A 21,455-nucleotide genomic window follows, 5' to 3' on the forward strand; every position below is an offset into this window, starting at 1 on the left:
CCAAGAATTAAGACCCAAGAAAGTAGATGGAATATGTGTGAAAATGGTTCCATTAGGATTAGGTCCCAAATCTCTAGTCTCTTAGCTCTTGTTTCTTGCTTCTGCAAAAGTAAACCCCGTTTCCCAAACCAAAGTTTATTTTCCTTCTTTTTGCTTCAAAATCCCATCTGCTGTTATCTTTAACGCCAAGAGTATTTCAGATTATGGCCCTCAGTCCCGACGTTGTTCTCAAAGACCTCAAAGCGAAGAAGTTTGCTCCAATTTACTTTTTGCAGGGGGATGAACCCTACTTTATCGATTTGATAACGGATTTTATCGAGAAGAATGCCATTCCTGAATTTGAGCGCGGATTCAATCAGTTGGTGCTTTATGGGAAAGATTCTCCGATCAGCACGATCTTGAACAATGCCCGGAAATTTCCGATGATGGCTGAGCGACAACTCGTAATTGTAAAGGAGGCCCAAAGCATTCCGGATTTGGGAAAAGAGGAAGGTCAGAAACTGTTGGTCAGCTACCTGACCAACCCCTTGCCGAGCACCATTTTAGTTTTTGCCTACAAACACAAAAAACTGGACGGAAGAAGTTCTTTGAAAAAAGAACTGGAGAAGAAGTCCGTTTTTGTAGAATCAGAAAAAATCAAAGACTGGAACCTGACCCAATGGGTAGATGGGTATTTCAAAGGATTAGGCCATCAGATCGAGCCCAAGGCTTGCCAATTGTTAGCCGATTCCATCGGAAACAACCTGGAAGTCCTGACCAATGAGGTGGGAAAAATGCTGATCAATTTTCCCGAACCTACCAAGTTCAGTACTGAGCACATTTCGAAATTTATCGGGATCAATAAAGATTACAACAATTTTGAGCTTTCAAAGGCAATTGGATTCAAAGACGTGATCAAAGCCAATCAGATCATCCATTACTTTATTCAAAACCCTAAGGCTCATCCGGTTATTCCTATTTTTACCCTTTTGTACAATTACTTTACAAAAGTGGCCTTGCTGCATCGATTAGGTCCCCTGCCTGAAAATCAGCTAGCCAGTGCCATCGGTGTCAATCCCTATGGACTAAAAGAATATATTACAGCCTCCAAAAACTACAAATTGGGCAAGGTAATTGATGTATTCGGGTACATCAAAGAGGCAGATCTTCGTTTCAAAGGAGTGGACTCCGGAAGTATGGACGAAGGAGAAATCCTCCGCGAGCTGGTGTACAAGATTTTGCACTGATTACCCAAACCAATTATTATGAAATACTACCTGGTGCTGCTTGCAGGCCTGGGTTTGAGTGTGGAAGTCTATTCCCAATCCACACTATACCAAACCGGCCAACAGCAAGCGTTGGATTATCATTTGGAGCTTTTCGATAAGCAGCTTTTCTCAGCCAGTCTCTATGACAACACTCGGCTATTGGCTGAGTCTCTGACGGAAGAGCAGCGGAAAAATGCTCAACTCAATCGGGCCATGTCCGCCCTTCAGCTGGAAAGTCCCGATGGACCGGGATTGATGAAAGCCTATATTTTTGACCATGGCAATCATCCCTCAGTAGCTACAGCGGGTCTTTACCTCGGGAATCATTTTTTCTACAAAAAAAACTACAAGGAATCCATCGAAGCCTTTGGTTTGGTCAACACAAAAGGACTCAGTGAGGAATCCAAAGCTGATGTACTGTTCAAGCAAGGCTATGCCTATTTTCAGTTGAAAAATTACGGACAGGCAGCCGGATATTTTGATCAGGCGAAAACCTTGAATCAAGCCGTTAGCCCTGATGCCTATTATTACAGCGGTTTTATTGCCATGGAACAGGGAAACACAGCCAAAGCAGTGGCTGACTTGCAAGCGGCAGGGAAAACCTCCTTTTATGCGACCAAGGTTCCTTATTTACTGACTGCCTTGTATTATCAGCAGGGAAATTACGATCAGGCTATTTCTTATGCGGAACCGCTTTTGGCTTCAAATCAAAATCTGGATCGTAGAGAAACCATCCATTTGTACTTGGCCGAGGCCTATTATGCCAAAAAAGACTTTGCCAACGCAGCCAAAAACTATGATGCTTTTATCAATGCCAAAAAGGGGACACTTTCCCGGGAAGAGGTCTATAAAGCGGGAATCGCATTTTTCGAAATTAAAAATTACCAAAGAGCTACGGATTACTTAAAAGTATCGGCTTCCGGGAATGATGAAATTGCCCAGTCTTCCAGCTATTACCTGGGCCATGCCTATATCAAGCTGGATAATTTTGCTTTTGCTTCCACCAGTTTTCAGGCAGCGTCCAAAGTGTCTTTCAATAAGCAGATTCAGGAAGAGGCTTTGTTCAATTTTGCCAAGACGAACCTCCAACGGGGAAGTTTTCAGGTGGCCATCAGCACCCTCGATGAGTATTTGGATACTTATCCTTCAGGCAGACATCGGTCCGAAGCAGAAACCCTTCTTTCGGAGGCCTTAATCAACACCAGTGATTACCTCAGGGCAATTGAACAGATGGATAAAATCCGCACCAAATCGCCGCGAATCCAGGCAGCTTATCAAAAAGTGGCTTTCTACCAGGCGATGGTTTACTACCGAGACCAAAAATACAAGCAGTCTGTTTCTTTCCTGGACAAGTCTCAAGCCTTTCCTACGGACAAGGATTTGTTGCTGGAAACTCATTTTTGGAAAGGGGAAGTGCATACTGCTGATGGGAATTTACCTCAGGCCATTCGCTCCTACGAAGCAGCAAGAGCTATGAATCCAGCGAGCAGTCATCCTTTCTTGATCAAGACCCATTACGGTTTGGGATATGCCTATTTCAATACCCAACAATATCCCAAAGCAGAGGAGCAATTCCGGCTCTATACCGAAAAGCTCAGAGGTCGGGATGAAAAGCAAAACTATGACGATGCCTTGCTTAGGTTAGGAGACTGTCACTATGTGCAAAAGAAGTTTGGAGAGGCAGCGAGCACCTTTCAGCGGGCAATAAATGAAAGCAATTCCGGTATCGACTATGCCTATTACCGATTGGCGGTAGTTCAAAACTTTCAAAATCGAAATGATGAAGCGCTTTCCCAGTTGGATCGTTTGATCAGTGGCTTTCCTTCCAGCTTGTATCTGGAAGATGCAATGTTTCAACGTGGACAGATCTACTTGGAAGAGGTTCGTTATGCGGAAGCGTCCCGCGCATTTTCGGATTTGATCACAGGAAGGCCTAATTCACCTTTTGTTCCTTATGCCTTGGAGGGAAGGGCTGTGGCCAACTTCTCCATGCAGCGCTATGACCAGACCATTGCAGATTACAAAGCCATCATAGACAATCATCCCAACGCACAAAATTCTGAGACTGCCCTCAAAGGCCTTCAGGAAACCCTGGCTCTTCAGGGGCGTTCAGCCGAATTTGGAGATTATTTGGCAAGGTATAAAAGTTCCAATCCGGGTTCTGGCAATGTTCAGACACTGGAATTTGAGTCTGCAAAAAGCCTCTATTTGGATAAAAACTATGCCCAGGCGGCAAGAGCATTTGAAAACTACCTGAGAAGCTATCCTCAGTCTGCCCAAAAAGCCGAGGCTCTTTATTTTGCCGGAGATGCTTTCTTTCAGGCAGGTGATACCGAAAAAGCAATAGGCTACTTCAAACAGCTTGAGCGTGAACCGGCCTCCCCTCAGCGGGTGAGAGCAATGCAAAAGCTTGGAATGATCGAATTGGATCGGGGAAATTATGCAGCAGCCATTCCGTATTTGGAAACCGCTTCTCAAAATGCCCGAAACAAAGTCGAAGAAGCGGAAGCAGTGCAGGGATTGATGGTGGCCAATTTTGCTACACGAAAATTTCAGCAAGCCATCACCTTCGCAGATCGGTTGATGACCTTGGATGGAATCATTCCACAATCCACCCCGACGGCGATGTTGACCAAGGCAAAGGCGCAGCGAGAATTAAACCAAAAAGCCCAGGCTGAAATCACGCTTCAAAATCTCGTCCAGGATCACAAGACCGTCCAAGGAGCTGAAGGCTTGTATTTATTGGCTTTCTCCTACCAGGAGCGGGGTGATGTGGCCAAGTCCAATGAAGCCATTTTTGATTTCTCCGGACCCTTCGCAGATTATGACTTCTGGTATGGTAAAATGTTTTTGCTTTTGGCCGACAACTTCCTGAAGACCGGGGAGGAGTTCCAGGCAAAAGCCACACTCGAATCCATCGTAGAGCGATCCACCAATGCTGAGATCAAGGCAGAAGCGCAGTCCAAACTCAAAAACCTGAACTAAACCAATGAAAAGATTAGTGATCACCTTATTGTTTTCAGGTACTTTTTTAGGAGGCCTGACTTCTACTCTGGCACAGACTCCGCAACGAGGAGCAGTGCAGGACCAAGAATTTGTGATCCGAAAGGATCGTGTGTTGACCGTGCCGACTCAGCCACGTTCTTTTGAGCGTCTGCCTGTGTTGCCTCAGCCTAAGGGGATGGAAGATTTTACTTATGCTATCACGCCCTATTTCCTTTCCATTCCTGCGCTAACGCTACAGCCCACCCCGGTTCAAAAGGATTATCGGCAGCCTAAGCAGGATTTATACCCCGGCCTGGTGAGAGCAGGGTATGGCAATTTTGCTTCACCTTTATTGGAAGCCCGCTACATGTCGACCACTGCCGATCCGCTAAACTATGCGCTGAGATTTAAACATCAGAGTTTTGGAAAAGGACCTGCGGGACCTTATGCCGATGCAAGTCCCGAGGCACATACCACCTTTGGCGGTGATGTGAGTTACTTTCTGGAGAGAGCAGAAGTATTTGGGGGATTGAGTTGGGGACAGGACAAGTATTCTTTTTACGGTGAGGATCCCAATTTTAGAGTTCCTGACAATGCGGACTTTATCGGTCCTGTCATTGAAAACAATGTTCAGAATAATGTTCAGTTCTCCGCAGGAATCCGCGACATTGAGAAAGTCGGTCCATTTGGTTACGAAGCCAAATTGGGTTTTAGAAGCTTCAAAGACAGCTATTTGGCGAGAGAAAATGAAGTGGGAGTGCAGGCCTTGGGGAAGTTTAGACCATCCGATGATTGGTCAGGTAAAGTTGGTTTGAGCTATTTCTCTACAGGTACGGAAGATTTGCTGTATGACTTGACGAGAACTTACCTCGCCATCCGACCAGAAGTGTCTTATAACTATGAGGCTTTCCGATTTACGGCAGGATTGAATATTGTCTCTGAGAATGATTCATTACCCGAGAAAAAGAGTGATTTTAGAATCTTCCCCGTGCTGAAAGTGAGCTATCAGTTTGCCGAGGAGTTTGGGTTTTATGGAGAATTTTCCGGAGATGTACAGCGAAATACCTATTTCAGTTTTGTTCGCGAAAATCCTTTCTTAGGACCAAGTTTTCAATTGCTCAACACGGTGAATAATTACAAAATTGCCGGTGGGATAGAGGGGCAGTTTCAGGAAGCATTTCATTACCGAGCAGGTATCGATGTGAGCCGATTCAATAATCTGCATTTTTTCGTGAATTCGATTGCCGACTCTGCACGATTTGAATTGGTTTATGATGATAAGACTACCGTAGTCAACTTAAATGCAGAATTGGGGATGAAGTTTTCTGACGTGTACACCTTGGGTTCCAGATTGGATTTGTACCAGTATGACTTGAGTACTCAGGCAGAAGCTTGGCATAGACCCGTTTGGGCACTTTCGATCAATAATCAGGTGAAGCCGGTTGAGAAGCTTTTGCTTCAGGCCAATCTGAATTTTATGGGGGGAATCAAGGCAAGAGGGGATGTGAGCGCGGCTGCTATTTTTCCTCCGGATATCGAAGTAGTCAATCTTAAAACCATCGCAGACCTGCAGTTAAAGGCTGATTTCAAGATCACAGACCGAATCTCCATTTTCGCAGAGGGGAATAACCTGACCAATGGAAAAAACATGCGTTGGCTGAATTACCCTGTTCGTGGTGTTCAGCTGATCGGAGGAGCCAGCTTCAAATTCTGATATTTCAGGATTTGAGGTTGGGCTTTCCGTTCATTTAGGTTAGTTTCGTAGCCTTTCCCAAATGAAGATGTCAGCAAAAGATAACGGCAACCGTACCTGGTCAGATCCCAAAGATTATGGGTTGCCTTTTGTAGAAATTACTCCAATCAAAACTCAAATTTCTCTTCCAAAAGAAACGCAGGAAGTGAAAGAGGTTGTTTCTATTATTCCAGAAATAAAGAGTGAAATTCCTTTGCCACAAGAGCAAGTTGGTGGTTCGGAAGAGAAGCCTAAAGCTGATTTCGTAAAGGCCAAAGAAGTTCCAAAAATCAATTCAGAGAAAAAGACAAAATCCAACACTTGGGTTTGGGTTGTCATCTTGTTGGCAGTGGCAGTTTTGGCGGTGATTGTTTGGCAACTTCAATTGGCTCAGACCAATTCCAATGCTGCTGTGGTCGAATCTCAAACCAAGGAGGTGAATTCTGGCCTTTCCGGCGTTTCGCTTAAGCCAGAAATCACACCAAGTGAAGAAACCATACCTCCTGTAAATCAGGATTCTATCACCACCATAAATAATTCAAATCCTAATATTTCTAATCCCGCAGAAACTGGTACAACAATTGCCAATACGGTAAGTGGAAGTTTGATCCGCATCGAATCCAAAGCTGAAAAAGTGAGGTATTTCATCGTCGTTTCAAGTTTGCCCAATGAGCAGTTGGCTTTGGAGATCACCGCGAAGTTTGCAGGCAAATCACCTGAACTTTATCTGATTACTCCTTACGAGTCCAGTCCAAATTATCGGGTAGCCATTGGGAAATTTGACACTTGGAAAGCCGCTTCAGATGAGGTCGCCAAGATCAAATCTCAATACACTGAAGATTTATGGATTTTGAACTATTAATATGATCCTTCTCCAAACCCTAACTGTTGATTCCCTGTCCACTGCGGACGCTATGGCTGCCCAAGCCACCAAAGAAAACATCGGCCTTTTGGATCTCCTGCTCAAAGGAGGCTACATGATGATTCCGCTTTACCTTTTGTTTGTACTGGCGATTTTCATCTTTGTCCAAAAGCTTATCACCCTCAATAAGGCTGCAAAAACCCCCAGCCACTTAATGGACCAAGTAAAAGTTTTGGTACAAAGCGGGCAAATCGAAAAAGCGAAAATCCTATGTGCCGGAGAAAATACACCGGTGGCCAATATGATCGCCAAAGGAATCGACCGAATCGGATCACCTTTGAAAAATATCGAAGTCTCTATCGAAAACGTGGGTAAGATCGAGATCTACAAACTAGAAAAGAATTTGGGGCTTTTGGCGACAGTATCAGGTGCTGCCCCCATGATCGGTTTCTTGGGTACAGTAACCGGGATGATTCAAGCCTTTATCTCGATTGCACAGGAAGAAGGAAATGTGTCGCCAAAGCTGCTTTCCATGGGGATCTATGAAGCGATGATTACCACAGCAGCGGGGCTTGTGGTGGGAATTATAGCGTATTTGGGCTATAATTATTTGGTTACTCAGGTTTCCAAGCTGGTGCACAACATGGAGTATACCTCCATTGAGTTTATTGATCTTCTTCAGGATAAATAATCATGGGACTGCAGTCAAAAAATAAAGTAGAAGCAGCATTCAGTATGTCCTCTATGACGGACATTATTTTTCTGCTCTTGATTTTCTTCATGCTGACCTCATCCTTCATTACGCCTTCTGGGTTGCCGGTAAATTTACCATCCAGCGAGTCATCAGATATTGTGATGCAGGAAGTAACCGTGTCTGTAACGAAAGATCTGCGATTTTCGGTCAATGATAAAGTAGTGGGGCGTGATCAGATCAAATCTGAACTTGCCACCCTATTGGAAGGGAAAAAAGGTCAAGTGGTTTTGCACATTGACAAAGAAGTTCCCGTTGAATACTTAGTGGAAATCGGCGGAATCGCGGCTGGCTTGGAGGCCAACGTGTCTATCGCCACCAAACCATACTAATCATGCAAACCTGGAATGCCGACCAAATAGAAAAAGACAGCAAGAAAAAATCAGCGATCATTACTGCGGTGGTGAATGTGCTGTTGCTTCTTGCCTTTTATTTTATCGTGGTGTGGCGTCCTCAGATCCCTCCTTTGCCCACCTATGGTTTGGAGCTGAATCTTGGTTTTACGGATGTGGGATCGGGTAATCGAAACAGCCCCAATGCACCTTCCGAAACTCCCTCCCAAAGCGTGGAACAAGCAGCACCGGGAGAGGTTGCGAAAGCCGTGACCCAACCTGCCACTCCTGCACCTGCGCCTAAAACAGAAACAGCAAAGCCGAAAACCGCTTCCAAACCAGCTGCCAACCAGGCTGTAACGACTAAACCCTCCCCAATCAAAGGAGAGGAGAAAGCGGCTGTTGAAACCAAAAAGCCTGAACCTGTCAAAGCAGAGCCTATCAAGACAGTCACCACTCCGGCTAAATCAGAAGCAGAACAAACTACTCAAAAAGCTCCCGAACAACCCAAAATTGACCCTCGTGCTGTGATGGGGGCGGGCGGTACCTCGGGAAAAAGCTCGACTCCAGCTTCAGGAGGTGCCCAGGGTTCCTCCAATGCCAAAGGCGATGAAGGTCGTCCAACCGGTACAGTGGACGGGAGAGCGATCATGGGTGAAGGAAGTGGAAAAGGAACCAATTCCGGTGCGGGATATAGCTTGGATATGGCAGGATGGGATTTTGCCTCCAGGCCGAATATCAATGACCGGGTTTCTACCAGAAATGGTCGAATCGTATTCAAAATCACCGTAGACGACTCCGGTCGGGTAGTTCAGGCTGTTCCGTTAGAATACAATGTTTCCAACGATGTGTTGGCCTATTACCGTCAGGTAGTCAATCAGATCAATTTCAAAAAATCCGGTGGGGCAGCTGCCGATTTTTCTACCGGAAAGATCACCTTTGTGATTAAGGTGGATTAATCTGATTTCTGGAAAATGATCCATTTGGTGATTTAAATTTCAATGCAGTGGGCGGGAAGACCGAAGACCGTAGACCGAAGAAATCTGATGCTAAACATTTTTTTATCGGAATTGCCTAATGATTTTTGGAAAAGCTGACGAATTCAATTGGATTTATGTGTATCCGCATGTTTGCACGTTACCGATTTAACTTAGATTTTGAGGTTCCAAATAGGCGGATTCCCTCTTACCAAGGGGGCTAGGAGCCTGTCCCGACGAATGAAGGGTGGATTTTTCATAAAGGAAAATTTGCTATTCAAGACCTCCGTAAATTGTTCCGGATACACATAATTGGATTTAAGAATGAATTACCAAGAAACCCTGGATTACCTTTTCAATGCACTTCCCATGTTTCAGCGGGTAGGTGCTTCTGCATTCAAAAAAGACCTGAGCAATACCCTAGCGCTCTGTGCACATTTGGGAAATCCGGAGCGAAAATTCAAGTCCATTCATGTAGCCGGAACCAACGGAAAAGGAAGTACTTCCCATACTTTGGCGGCCATACTTCAGTCTGCTGGATTTAAAACAGGGCTGTATACTTCTCCGCACCTCAAATCCTTTACCGAGCGTGTTCGGGTCAATGGTCAAGAAATCACCGAACTGGCGGTAGTGGATTTTGTAGAAGCCAACAAGGCCTTTTTGGATGAATTAAAGCCCAGCTTCTTCGAGATGACGGTTGCCTTGGCTTTTTGGTATTTTGCCAAAGAGGAGGTCGATATTGCCATCATCGAAGTGGGAATGGGAGGAAGACTGGATAGTACCAATGTGATTACTCCTGAACTTTCGGTCATCACTAATATCGGTTGGGATCACATGCAGTTTTTGGGAGATACGCTTCCTCTGATTGCCGGAGAAAAGGCAGGAATCATCAAGCCAAATATTCCGGTAGTCGTCAGCCAAACTCAAGAAGAAACCACATCGGTTTTCATCCAAAAAGCCCAAGAAAATGAGGCTCCGATCATTTTTGCAGATCAAAAATTCAGGTTGGAAAAAGTCGCAGCTACTGAGCCTGGACTAGCCAAATACACCGTATCAAAAGACGGAGAAACTTATTCCTTGGACTATGGTCTAATGGGTGATTACCAGATTTTTAATTTGCCCGGTATACTGGAATCGGTAAATCAGCTTCGAAGTAAGGGCTGGAAGATATCCAATGAAGCGCTGGAAAAAGGATTAAAAGAAGTTACCCAGCTTACCGGCTTAAAAGGCAGATGGCAGATTTTAGGAGAAAAACCAACCGTCATTGCAGACACAGGCCATAACGAACCCGGAATTCGGGCCATTTTGAGTCAGTTGAAAAGTTATTCTTTTGATCGACTCTGGATGGTCTTGGGGATGGTGCAGGACAAGGATATCTCCAAGATTTTGGAATTGCTTCCCAAGGATGCCCGGTATGTATTCTGTCAGGCGGATTTACCTCGTGCCATGCCAGCTGAATTGCTTGCTGAAAAGGCAGCTGAGTATAGTCTGAAAGGAGAAGTGATATCCGAGGTGAACCAAGCGCTTCAATTTGCCCGAAAAAATGCAGGTCCAAATGACCTGATATTTGTGGGAGGGAGTACTTTTGTGGTCGCAGAAATCGACGACCTCTAAATGAGCAGAAAAAAGCTGGTTCGCTTCGCCCAAAATGAAGCCAATCCCAATGTCATTCAGGCTGGAAAGCCACTTTTCGAATCCATCAAAGGCAACTGGCACGAAGTACAGTTCCAAAATCAAAATCCCATCGTAGTTGAATTGGCTTGTGGGCGGGGAGAATTTACCGTGGGTCTGGGCCGTGAATACCGTGATCAAAACTTCATCGGAGTGGATATCAAAGGCAGCCGAATCTGGAAGGGGAGCTCTACCGCAACAACGGAAGGATTAAACAATGTGGCTTTTCTGAGAACGCAAATTCAAAATCTGGATCAGTTTTTTGCCGAAGGCGAGATCTCCGAGCTTTGGATCACCTTTCCTGATCCTTTTCCACGAGATGGAGATGAAAAGCGCCGGCTGACTTCTCCGAAGTTTCTGGATATGTACAAGCCGATGATTAAGGAAAATGGATTGGTTCACTTCAAAACAGACAATACAGGGCTTTTTGACTATACCTTGGAACTCGTCAAAAGTCGCGAAGACATCGAGATCTTAGCCTTCACGCATGACTTTTACCAAAGCGAGATGCGGGACGAACACCATGGGATCAAAACCCGCTATGAGAAGATGTTTTCCGACAAGGGAGAGAAGATCAAGTATTTGAAGTTCAGATTTAAGTAATCCCTTGTTCTGATTTTCCTAAAGCTGGACTTATTATGAAAAATCCTGCTTCTGGAGAAGCAGGATAACCAGGTAGACCTTTGGGGTTTTCAAAACCCCGAAGGTCTGAATCAACTAGTGAAACCTTCGAGGTCTGAAAGACCTCAAAGGATAATTTCAGAGTTTTTCCAACTGCACTTTTTCCAAAAACAAGGCTTGCAGCACCTTTTCCAAAAGAATTTCGGCATCAACGGGCTTGGTCATGTAGTCATCCATACCCACTGCTTTGGCTCTGAGCTTGCTTTTCTCGGTGGTGTCTGCCGTCACAGCAATAATGGGAATAGTGAGGTATTTTTCACCGGCTGAGCCGGCACGAATGGCTTCTGTTGCTTCATAGCCGTCCATTTCCGGCATCTGCAGATCCATCAAGATGAGGTCAAAATGACTTTGCTGCAATTTTTCCAATCCTTCCAGACCATGATTGGCAAAGTCAAAGGTGATGCCCTTCCACTTTCTTAGGATTGATTTGATGACCAATTGATTGACGGGATTGTCTTCCACTACCAAAATCCGCTTGCCTAGCAGCAAGGTCTCTGATTGTGCTTTGACCGGATCTTGAACTGATTCCTCGGCTTTTCCAAAAGTCAGGGAAATGCTGACTTTGGTGCCTTTGCCGACTTCACTTTGGATCGCCACAGTTCCATTGTAGAGTTGGGTCAGGGCTTTGACAATACAAAGACCGAGTCCAAATCCCCCAAATTTTCGCTTATCGTCAATTTGTTCCTGAATGAAGGATTCAAAAATACGGTCCAGTTTTTCCGGCTTGATACCTACTCCGGTATCACTGATTTCGAAACTTAAAATGCTATTTGATCCACTTTCTATCAAATCTGTGATGGCAAGTTTGACTTCTCCTTGATTGGTGAATTTGATCGAGTTATGGATTACATTCATCAGAATCTGTCTGAAGCGGGTGGCATCCCCAATGAGTTTTTTAGGAAGTTGGACTTTTTCCTCTACGATGAATTTGAGTCCTTTATCCCGGGTTTGTTGGTGAGCAAGCAGCTTGATTTCGTTCAAAACCTTCAAAAAATCGAAAGTTTTCTGTTCCAGATTAAGTTCGCCTTTTTCGATTTTGGAGTAATCCAGGATATCGTCAATGGAAGAAAGGAGAGAAAAGGATGAATACTTGATGACCTCGAGGTTCTCTTTGATCTTTTCATCCTGAATTTCCTTCATAATGGATTGAGAAAGACCTAAAATCGCATTGAGGGGAGTTCTGAGTTCATGTGATACATTGGAAAGGAAAAAGGACTTGATTTCGTTGCTTTCTTCGGATCGCTGCAGGGCGAGTTCCTGCGCTTTTTCCTTTTCCGTTCTCAGAATTCGAATTCGGTTTGCCATGGAAAGCGAAAGGAAAAGAATTTCCAATCCAGTTCCCAGTTTGGCGGAATTTTCTGTGATGAATGAGTTCTCAATCAGAGAGAAATTGTTCAGAATAAAGGTGATAAATCCTATAGTCAACGCGGTAATACCCAAAGCGAAAAAAAGATCGACCGGCTTTTTTTTCACATAACTCATTACTATGGAAGCAATCACCAACAATACGCCTAAAAATCCCAAGGCATTGACTAAAGGGTAATAGAGAGGCTTGCCAGAGCTGATGAAAATTATACAGAATAGCAGTCCCACCAGGAGTCCATTGACTACATGAATGGTGTAATGCAGGCCTTTGGCAAAGGTTCGGACTCGGATATAAACCTGATTGTATCGGTTGAGAAGAATAGCCGAAACGGCCGCGAAAATCAGGAGACTTCGATTTGAAAACCATCCCGGCTCTCTTAGTAGATATTGGAAAAAATAACCGTCCAGGCTGGAATGAAGCAATCCTATAGAAAGGACATAGGAAACGTAAAGGATAAAACTTTTCTCCTTGATCCCAAAATAGAAAAACAAATACGTCAATCCGGCCAAAAGCAGAATTCCATAAAACACACCAAAGACCAATTGATCCGTGAAAGTTGATTCGATCAAAGAAGTCCCATCATGAAGTACGAGCGGCAAGTTGATAACTTCACCGTCGCTTTTCAAGTGAAGAAAAAATGCTGTGCTGGTAGCAGGAGAAAGGGTAATTGGGAAAAGAAGCTTTCGATGGCTGATTTCACGATCAGCAAAGGGCATCAAATCACCGTTTTTTATGATTTTTTGAATTTCACCATTTTCCAAAAAATACAAATCCGCCACATCGGTAATTGGCCTGGCGGTCTCGAGAAATAAAGACTTGGAAACGGAACCGGGATTAGTGAGCTCAAACCTTACCCAATAGTGATGATCCGTAAATCCCAGGTTGGAATTGGGATTGGGCAAGGGTTTAAATCTGTTTTCTGATGGCTCAGAAAGGAATTTGCTCAATGGAATAAATTCTTTTCCCATATCCCAAATCTGCGCTTGGTCATGGATGGAAACTGGATAGGTTTCTTTGGCGTCTTGGGCATGGGATACCGACGCGAAGACTAGAAAGAATCCGACCAGGAGATGGGTGATCAGTCGACGATTCATAAAGGGGGTAGTTTGGCCCCATTTACGTCGTAACTGGGGGGATTGGATCTTATTGACAGAAATTTTCTTTTCGATATTCTGGATTGGGATACGTGTAAAACCCTTCTCCGGATTTTTCGCCCAGTTTTCCCTGGTCTAGGTATGTTTTCAAAAGTGCCGCGAAAGCCTGAGAAGCAGCATCGGGCATCTTATGGGTCACATGCCAGGCGGTATCCAAACCTATCGAATCCAAAATTCCAAATGGTCCCATAGGCATGTGGAAATTGACCATCCAGGATCGGTCGATATCCTCGATGCTTCCTACTTCCCGAGTTAATAATTTTCCAGCGGCTCCGATCAAAGCCATCAACATGGTATTAAAAATGTATCCCGGATTTTCTTTTTTGACCAAAACGGGCACTTGATTGAGTTTTTTTCCCAAATCTTCCAACATCAGAATCATGGCAGGGTCAGTTCCCGGATGAGGCATGATATCCACCACTCGGGAATAAAACACATCATGAAAATGGAAGGCGCAGAATTTGGACGGACGTCCGCTTTCCTCAGCAAACATGGAGGGGAGAAGATAGGAAGTATTGGTGGTAAACCAGGTTTTCTCCGGAGCAATTTCGCCAAACTGCTTCCAGACTTTTTTCTTGATATCTACTTCTTCGGTAACGCTTTCATTGATGAAATCGGCATCTTCAACTGCCTCAAATGGATCAAGAGTAAATTGGATTCTGGAAAAAATCTCAGTGATTTGGCTTTCATGCAACTGTCCGGCTTTAACCAATTGACGAAGGATTTTCTCCATGGTTTTATGACCCAAGTCCAGTGCTTTTTGAGAGATGTCGTAAACGGAAACCTGAAAACCGGAAATAGCAAATTGGAGTGCGACGCGTGAACCAAGGGTTCCGGCTCCCAGAATACAAATTTTATGGATGCGCATGTGGGTTAGATTTTTTGGATGGAGATGGAATGCTGTGCCATTTTTCCCGCTGCTTCGACTACCTGAATTAATGCAGCAAAACGGGGATCATTGGCAAACCCTAGGGAAAACCGCTTGAAAATCTGTTGGGCAATCACGGCTACTTTGAATAGTCCAAAGGCATAATAGAATATCATGTGGTCCATTGGCTTCCCTGTTTTTTCTGAATAGTAGTCAATTACCTGTTTTCTGGTGAAATTTCCGGGAAGATGACTCAGGTTAAACATTTTCAGGGTTTGGGGATCATCAGCTTGTGCCCAATAGGCCAAGGTCGTTCCCAAATCCATCAATGGATTTCCCACGGTAGCCATTTCCCAATCCAAAACTGCCTTGATCGCTGTTTTACTTTCAGGATCCAGCACCAGATTGTCGTATTTGAAATCGTTGTGGATGAATGCTATGGATTCAGAAGAAGGAATATGGTCCTTGAGCCATCCTGCGGTCTGTTCTAACTCCGGAAGCTCATGGGTTTTGGCTTTGAAATAGCGCTCAGACCAGCCTTCTACCTGTCGCTGAGTATATCCCTCCGGTTTTCCGAGTTGAATCAAGCCAGAATCCTGAAGCTCCAAACCATGAAGTTCGATCAGGCAGTCCAACGTGTTTCTGGAAAGTTGAAGGAAGTCGTTTGAGCTGATTTCCATCCTTTCTGACACTTTGTTTCGAAGAATAAATCCGTCAACACATTCCATCAGGAAAAATGGGGCTCCGAATACGGACTCCGTTTCGCAATACAAGAATGGCTTTGGGCTTTTGGAATAACCGGATTTTTGAAGACTTTCCAAAATCCGAAACTCCCGACCCATATCGTGTGCTTTGGCTATTTTTTCTCCAAAAGGCGGTCGTCTCAGGATCAATCTCCGATCAGGCGCCTGAACCAAAAAAGTAAGATTGGAATAGCCTCCGGAAATTTGCGATACGGTGATTTGATCCGCTTTGCAAGAAAGCGGACTTTCCAAATAGGATTTGAGTGATTCAAAGGGTAATTCGGTTTTCATTTCTCCGTAAAGCTTTTCAAAATACTTCGAGCTAAAGCGGATTTATGTACTTCGTCGGGTCCGTCATAGATTCGGGCACCGCGTTCATGTCTGTACCAAAAAGACAGGAGCGTGTCATCCGTGATTCCCAATGCCCCGTGAACCTGAATCGCCCGATCGATCACTTTCATCAGGACATCGGCCACAAAGAATTTGATGGTCGAAATATCCTCTCTTACCGCTTTTGCTCCCAATTCCTGCATCTTCTGGGCCGTATCCATGACCATGAGCCGGCTTGCTTTGATCTCGGCACGGCTTTCGGCAATCCAGTTTTGAATCGTCTGCTTTTCAGCTAGTGGTTTTCCGGGATCCAGTTGCCGCGAAATGGCTCGACGGCACATGAGGTCAAAAACCCGCTCGCAGATGCCGATCCAACGCATGCAATGGTGGATCCGGCCCGGACCTAGTCTTTCTTGAGCCAACGCAAATCCCTGTCCTTCCTTTCCAATCAGATTGGAAACGGGTACCCTGCAATTTTCAAATTTAACCTCTCCATGAGAAAGGTAGTCTTCTCCAGCCTCACCCATGATCGGAATGTTTCTCATCAGTCGATAGCCTGGATTATCCAAAGGGACCAAAATCATACTTGCCCGCTGATAGGGGCTTTCCGCTTCGGGATTGGTCACTGCCATCACGATGGTGAATTTGGCGCCATCTGCAGCGGTGGTAAACCATTTGTGACCACTGATCACAAATTCATCTCCTTCTCGGACCGCTGTAGTTGCCAAATGCACCGGATTGCTACCTGCCAAGGCCGGTTCGGTCATCGCAAAGCAGGACCGGATTTCTCCCTGCTGAAGTGGTTTGAGCCAAGTTGACTTTTGATCCTCTGTGCCAAAAAGATGGAGCAACTCCATATTTCCGATATCCGGAGCGGCACAGTTGAACACATAATGGCCGATCGGACTTTGGCCCAAAATCTCAGAGACCTGCGCAAACTGAACCAAATTCAATCCAACACCACCGTCCGCTTTGGATAGGTGAGGGGCGAAAAGTCCAAGTTGCTTGGATTTGGTCCGAAGGTCATGCAATCGCGGAAGGTAACTTTTAAATGGTCCTTGGACCACGTTCAGATCGATGGGGAAGATTTCTTCCCGGATAAATTGCCTGTATTTCTCAAGAAGTGGGGCTAAAGCTTCTGGAGGAAAATTTGGGGTAGGATGCATTGGGGTAAGTTAAATGGTAAAGCCCCCATCCGCTGTAAATACACCACCTGTAGTGTAGGACGAGGCAGAGGAAGCCAGGAAAAGCGCCATGGCTCCGATTTCTTCAGAAGTGCCGGCACGCTTGATGGCGAGCTGCTTCATGATCATGGACATGATTTTTTCATTGGTCCAAAGGGCCTCGGAGAATTTGGTTTGAATCAGTCCCGGACAGATTGCGTTGACCCGGATTTTAGAATCCCCCCATTCTTTGGCGAAAACTTTGGTGAGGGAAATCAAGGCTGCCTTGGACACTGAGTAGATTCCCAATCCATGTTCAGGGGAGATACCCCCGATACTGGAAATATTGATTACCGAGGCTCCGGAGGATTTTCTCAGATGAGGATAGCAAAGACGGCATAATTCAAAGGCTGCTTTGACATTGACATTCATGATTTTGTCAAATGCTTCCAGGCTGGTTTCATGGACTGGACCAAACACGGGATTGGTTGCAGCATTGTTGACCAAAATGTCGATGGTACCATATAAGGCCACCGTTTTTTCTACCAATGCAGGAAGTTCATCCATGTTTCCGACGTTGCAAGCAATGCCGCTGCCTACATATCCTTTGGACCTGAGTTTTTCGGCCATTCCGTCCAATGCGTCTTGTTTTCTGCTACTGATGACCACTTTGGCTCCTGCTGCTGCAAAAATTTCTGCAATGCTGAATCCAATGCCTTTACTGGCGCCCGTAATGAGGGCCACTTTCCCCTCCAAAGAAAAAACCGAAGATAAATCCATGAGTTTTGGGTTATATTACTTCCTTAAGTTATAAAAGTTAACTCAGTGGAAAAGTGGAATCCTCCAGTTATTTCATTGAATTGATAAAAATCATCTCACTATCAAGCCCATGCAAGAACTTATTTTTGAACAGACCGGTCCTCCTCAGGAAGTACTCCAGTTAAGAGAAAGCCCAATCCCCACTCCGAAGCCGCATGAAGTCTTGGTCAAAGTCAAGGCGAGAAATATCAATCCTTCCGACATCATGTTTGTCCGTGGGATGTATGGCATCACTCCCAAGCTGCCCAGCAGTGCAGGTTTTGAAGCGAGTGGTGTGGTAGAAAAGGGGGATGAGGCCGGGAAGGTAAAAGCAGGCACCCGAGTGATGTTTACCGCCATCGGTACTTGGAGAGACTATGTCTGTGTGCCTGCTGCTTTGGTAATTCCTGTACCGCCTCAGATGTCGGATGAGGTGGCCTGTCAGGCTTTTGTCAATCCGATGACCGCTTACGGCATGATCGAGGAGTCAGGCCTGCGGGCTGGAGAATGGCTATTGATCACTGCGGGAGCCTCAGCTTTTGGGAAATTTGCCATTCAGATGGCCAAGTCAAAAGGAATCAAAGTGGCCGCCACAGTCCGTCATGATGCCCAGAAGGCGGTGTTGGAGAATCTAGGAGCAGATTTGGTAGTCAATACCGAAACAGAGAAGCTTCAGAAAGTAGTGCCTGAAAAAACTGAAGGGGGAGTTCAGGTAGTTTTTGATGCAGTCGGAGGAATGCTTGGAGCAAAAGCTTTGGCATGTCTCAGACCCAAAGGAAAAATGATGGTTTTCGGTGCTTTAGCCTTGGAAAATATGCCGGTAAACAGCGGATTACTCATTTTTAAAAATCTCAGAATTGAAGGCTTTTGGTTGAGTACTTGGGTAGAGGAAATGGCACCTGAGGCTCGGATGAAGGCTTTTCAGACGGTTTTTGGATTTCTGATGAAGGAGGATTCGAAGATCGATATCGAAGGAAAATATCCACTCTCGGAGTTTAAAGCTGCCTTGGAAGCCTACGAAAAGCCCGGCAGAAACGGAAAAATCCTTTTGGTCAGCGAATAATCGGTCTTTTGTTCGGGTAAAACTTCAGGATTAGCCATCTTTGCACTTTCAACAAACCAAATTTTACTCCATGAACTGGGAAAAGTTAGATCAGCAGCTTACCGAAATTGTCAAAAAACGAAATCAACTGAGTCAGATGGATTATAGCGACGACAGCTATGACGATCTGGAAGAAGAACTGCATGATCTGGAGGATGATTTCAATGAGGAATATGAGGAAGTGCTTGAACCCCAATTGGAAAAGATCTATGCTAAATTGAAGTCCGATACGGATATTCTTTTGCCCACCGCTTATTTGGCCAATCAGTATAAGGAAATGCTGCCTGATGCCAAAGGTATCATCACTTACGAAGTGAGCGGTAACCAAGGCGTTCCGATCGAATCGGATCAATTGGGAAAGGTGGATATGAGAATTGTCTTAGTGCCCAATCCTACCCGATTTGTATTACTCGTCAATGGAATGCAGCTCAAAGAGCTTTGGAAAAGCAGATAAAAACAAGAAAGGCTGTCGATCGACAGCCTTTCTTGTTTTAGAACAAACTTGCCTGAACGATTTGAGGTTTACTTGCCTGCACGGTTCCTTTAAGCATATCCTGCATCAGTTTGATAAAGCCTGGTTGCCAGGATTCCGGGCTGATTTTGGTTTCTTTTCCTTCAAATTCGATCGGGCCACTCATTTTTTCAAACCCGATGATCATACTCCAAATGGTATAGAAAGTGATCTCAGGCTGTAATTCCGGACGAATACTTCCGTCTTTGATTCCCTGAGAAACCATCTGAATCCCGATTCGGGCCGGCTCGTGATGAAGCTCGAGTAGCTTATGAAAATGAGTAGAATCAAGAATCAAGGGATCTATCTCATGTCTCAGCTTTGGATTGGTGTATTTTTTCATCACATCCAAAAAGTGAAGAATGGCTTGGTAATAAACCGGTTGCTCCTTGGCAAATACCCAAATCCGCTGGACCAGATCGGTGATCATTTCCAATCCGTTTTTTCCTTTGGAACGGAAGGATTCCCGAAACTCCTCCTTAAACTGATCAAAGGCCTTTTTGGTCAACGCCATGAACAGGTCTTCTTTGTTTTTGTAATAAAAATAGGTGAGGCCCTTACTGATTCCTGCCCGCTTAGCCACATCTTCCATACGTGTGGCATTGTAACCTTTGGTCGTAAAAAGGGCTACCGCTGAATCCAGAATGAGTTTTTCCTTGTTTTTTTCTCCTGCCATGGGTTTGATATGCTTGATTGAAAAGTGACTTCAAAGATATTAAATCCGGGTCAAAAAAGAACCATTTTTCGAACCGGATTCAACTAAAAAAGGCCTCAAATTTTATTCTTGAGGCCTTTCTGCTGAGAATCAGGAGTTTTATTTTACTTCCAGAATGTAGTAGTTTTTCTTTCCCTTTTGGATCAAAAGATACTTTCCTTGCAACAGATTGAAGCTCAATGGGGCATTGGGATCCGCTACTTTTTCTTTGTTGATACTTACCCCGCCTCCTTGGATCATTTTGCGTGCTTCTCCTTTGGAAGGGAAGATTTGAGCATGGGTTTTTTCTCCGAAAAGATCCAATATATTTTCAATCGAATTAAATTCTTCTTTGGTCAATTGAACCTGGGGCACACCTTCAAATACCGCCAGGAAAGTTCGCTCGTCCAAAGAAGCTAAGTCCTCTGTAGAGGATTTCCCAAAAAGAATCTCGGAAGCTTTTACAGCCATTTCGTAATCTTCCTGACTGTGGACCATGATGGTCACTTGCTTGGCGATTTCCTTTTGGAGCGTTCTCAGGTGAGGAGCTTGGGCATGCTCGGCTTCCAAGCGTTCGATGGTAGATTGATCCAGTATGGTAAAAATGCGGATATATTTAGATGCATCCTCATCTGACACATTCAGCCAAAACTGATAGAACGCATACGGAGAAGTCTTTTCCGGATCTAGCCATACGGAACCGCTTTCGGTTTTTCCGAATTTGGTGCCGTCTGCCTTGGTGATCAAGGGAACAGTCAAAGCATAGGCACTTCCACCGCCCATTCTTCGGATGAGTTCAGTCCCGGTGACGATATTTCCCCATTGATCTGAGCCGCCCAATTGGATGGTACAGTTGTTATTTTTCCAGAGATGGTAGAAGTCATAGCCCTGAATCAGCTGGTAGCTGAATTCGGTAAAGGAGAGTCCATTTCCATCTTCCAGTCTTCTTTTTACGCTGTCTTTGGACATCATATAATTGACCGTGATGTGCTTTCCTACTTCGCGGATAAAATCCAGAAAGGAAAACTGAGACATCCAGTCGTAGTTATTGACCAATTCAGCTTTGTTGGAAGTGGCACCTGAAAAGTCCAAAAATTTGGATAGTTGTCCTTGGATGCAAGCTACATTGTGATCTAGTGTGGCTTTGTCCAATAGATTTCGCTCGGCTGATTTGAAAGATGGATCTCCAATCATCCCGGTGGCCCCGCCGACCAAAGCGAAAGGTTTGTGACCTGCTCTTTGGAGGTGAAGCAAAGTCATCACACCCACCAAATGTCCGATATGAAGGGAATCTGCAGTAGGATCGAACCCCAAATAGGCCGAAGCCATGCCTTTGGCAAGGTGTTCTTCGATTTCAGGTGTCATGTCCTGGAGCATTCCTCTCCATCTCAGTTCTTGTATAAATGAATTCATCGGAAAAAGGTCGTTTTTAATTGCCCGCAAATATAGGGTTATCGGGGAAGTATGGAAATTTCCCTTTGGATTGAA

At 44.8% G+C, this 21,455-nt stretch carries 18 protein-coding genes; 11 read left to right on the plus strand and 7 right to left on the minus strand.

Annotation, left to right across the window (positions count from 1 at the left end; all coding sequences use genetic code 11):
* The first annotated feature begins 203 nt into the window (after positions 1–203).
* The 9 genes from holA to trmB all read left to right on the plus strand — a co-directional run bounded on the left by holA (position 204) and on the right by trmB (position 11,160).
* Complete coding sequence (holA, locus tag CLV31_RS10755; protein ID WP_111392900.1) at positions 204–1,226, plus strand: DNA polymerase III subunit delta; 1,023 nt, start codon at positions 204–206, stop codon at positions 1,224–1,226.
* Positions 1,227–1,244: 18 nt separating this feature from the next.
* On the plus strand, positions 1,245–4,232 hold the full coding sequence (locus CLV31_RS10760; protein ID WP_111392901.1) for a tetratricopeptide repeat protein: 2,988 nt from the start codon (positions 1,245–1,247) through the stop codon (positions 4,230–4,232).
* Between the two features lie 4 nt (positions 4,233–4,236).
* Positions 4,237–5,946: a TonB-dependent receptor gene (locus CLV31_RS10765; protein WP_111392902.1), complete on the plus strand. Its 1,710-nt coding sequence runs from the start codon at positions 4,237–4,239 to the stop codon at positions 5,944–5,946.
* A gap of 67 nt (positions 5,947–6,013) precedes the next feature.
* Positions 6,014–6,826, plus strand: coding sequence for an SPOR domain-containing protein (locus tag CLV31_RS10770; RefSeq protein ID WP_181452610.1), 813 nt, complete (start codon positions 6,014–6,016; stop codon positions 6,824–6,826).
* Position 6,827: 1 nt separating this feature from the next.
* Positions 6,828–7,517, plus strand: coding sequence for a MotA/TolQ/ExbB proton channel family protein (locus CLV31_RS10775; RefSeq protein ID WP_111392904.1), 690 nt, complete (start codon positions 6,828–6,830; stop codon positions 7,515–7,517).
* A gap of 2 nt (positions 7,518–7,519) precedes the next feature.
* The gene (locus tag CLV31_RS10780; protein WP_111392905.1) at positions 7,520–7,909 is read left to right on the plus strand and encodes an ExbD/TolR family protein; all 390 of its coding nucleotides are present in this window, start codon (positions 7,520–7,522) and stop codon (positions 7,907–7,909) included.
* Positions 7,910–7,911: 2 nt separating this feature from the next.
* Positions 7,912–8,868 (plus strand): energy transducer TonB, encoded by a 957-nt coding sequence (locus CLV31_RS10785; RefSeq protein ID WP_111392906.1) that lies wholly within the window; start codon positions 7,912–7,914, stop codon positions 8,866–8,868.
* Between the two features lie 342 nt (positions 8,869–9,210).
* A complete protein-coding gene (locus CLV31_RS10790) occupies positions 9,211–10,500 on the plus strand; it encodes a bifunctional folylpolyglutamate synthase/dihydrofolate synthase (protein ID WP_111392907.1) in 1,290 nt (429 codons plus the stop codon).
* Positions 10,501–11,160, plus strand: a complete 660-nt coding sequence (gene trmB, locus CLV31_RS10795) for a tRNA (guanosine(46)-N7)-methyltransferase TrmB (protein WP_111392908.1) — start codon at positions 10,501–10,503, stop codon at positions 11,158–11,160.
* Positions 11,161–11,316: 156 nt separating this feature from the next.
* Here trmB and CLV31_RS10800 read toward each other — a convergent pair whose 3' ends face one another.
* The 5 genes from CLV31_RS10800 to CLV31_RS10820 are packed head-to-tail and all read right to left on the minus strand — an operon-like array spanning position 11,317 to position 17,642.
* Positions 11,317–13,698 (minus strand): hybrid sensor histidine kinase/response regulator, encoded by a 2,382-nt coding sequence (locus CLV31_RS10800; protein ID WP_111392909.1) that lies wholly within the window; start codon positions 13,696–13,698, stop codon positions 11,317–11,319.
* 49 nt (positions 13,699–13,747) lie between these two features.
* Positions 13,748–14,626 carry a 3-hydroxyacyl-CoA dehydrogenase gene (locus CLV31_RS10805; RefSeq protein WP_111392910.1) on the minus strand — a complete coding sequence of 293 codons (879 nt, stop codon included), beginning with the start codon at positions 14,624–14,626 and terminating at the stop codon, positions 13,748–13,750.
* Between the two features lie 5 nt (positions 14,627–14,631).
* Complete coding sequence (locus CLV31_RS10810) at positions 14,632–15,660, minus strand: phosphotransferase family protein (RefSeq protein ID WP_111392911.1); 1,029 nt, start codon at positions 15,658–15,660, stop codon at positions 14,632–14,634.
* Complete coding sequence (locus CLV31_RS10815) at positions 15,657–16,865, minus strand: acyl-CoA dehydrogenase family protein (protein ID WP_111392912.1); 1,209 nt, start codon at positions 16,863–16,865, stop codon at positions 15,657–15,659. The genes CLV31_RS10810 and CLV31_RS10815 overlap by 4 nt, the downstream gene beginning before the upstream one ends.
* Positions 16,866–16,874: 9 nt before the next feature.
* On the minus strand, positions 16,875–17,642 hold the full coding sequence (locus tag CLV31_RS10820) for an SDR family NAD(P)-dependent oxidoreductase (protein ID WP_111392913.1): 768 nt from the start codon (positions 17,640–17,642) through the stop codon (positions 16,875–16,877).
* A gap of 109 nt (positions 17,643–17,751) precedes the next feature.
* Between CLV31_RS10820 and CLV31_RS10825 the strand changes: the two genes are divergently transcribed.
* Complete coding sequence (locus CLV31_RS10825) at positions 17,752–18,723, plus strand: zinc-dependent alcohol dehydrogenase family protein (RefSeq protein WP_111392914.1); 972 nt, start codon at positions 17,752–17,754, stop codon at positions 18,721–18,723.
* Positions 18,724–18,793: 70 nt separating this feature from the next.
* The gene (locus CLV31_RS10830) at positions 18,794–19,216 is read left to right on the plus strand and encodes a hypothetical protein (protein ID WP_111392915.1); all 423 of its coding nucleotides are present in this window, start codon (positions 18,794–18,796) and stop codon (positions 19,214–19,216) included.
* A gap of 37 nt (positions 19,217–19,253) precedes the next feature.
* On the opposite strand, the gene CLV31_RS10835 is transcribed toward CLV31_RS10830, so the two are convergent.
* On the minus strand, positions 19,254–19,949 hold the full coding sequence (locus tag CLV31_RS10835) for a TetR/AcrR family transcriptional regulator (RefSeq protein ID WP_111392916.1): 696 nt from the start codon (positions 19,947–19,949) through the stop codon (positions 19,254–19,256).
* 138 nt (positions 19,950–20,087) lie between these two features.
* On the minus strand, positions 20,088–21,380 hold the full coding sequence (tyrS, locus tag CLV31_RS10840) for a tyrosine--tRNA ligase (RefSeq protein ID WP_111392917.1): 1,293 nt from the start codon (positions 21,378–21,380) through the stop codon (positions 20,088–20,090).
* Between the last annotated feature and the right edge of the window lie 75 nt (positions 21,381–21,455).

The sequence above is a fragment of the Algoriphagus aquaeductus genome (genome assembly GCF_003253485.1).
In the GTDB taxonomy this organism is placed as follows: domain Bacteria; phylum Bacteroidota; class Bacteroidia; order Cytophagales; family Cyclobacteriaceae; genus Algoriphagus; species Algoriphagus aquaeductus.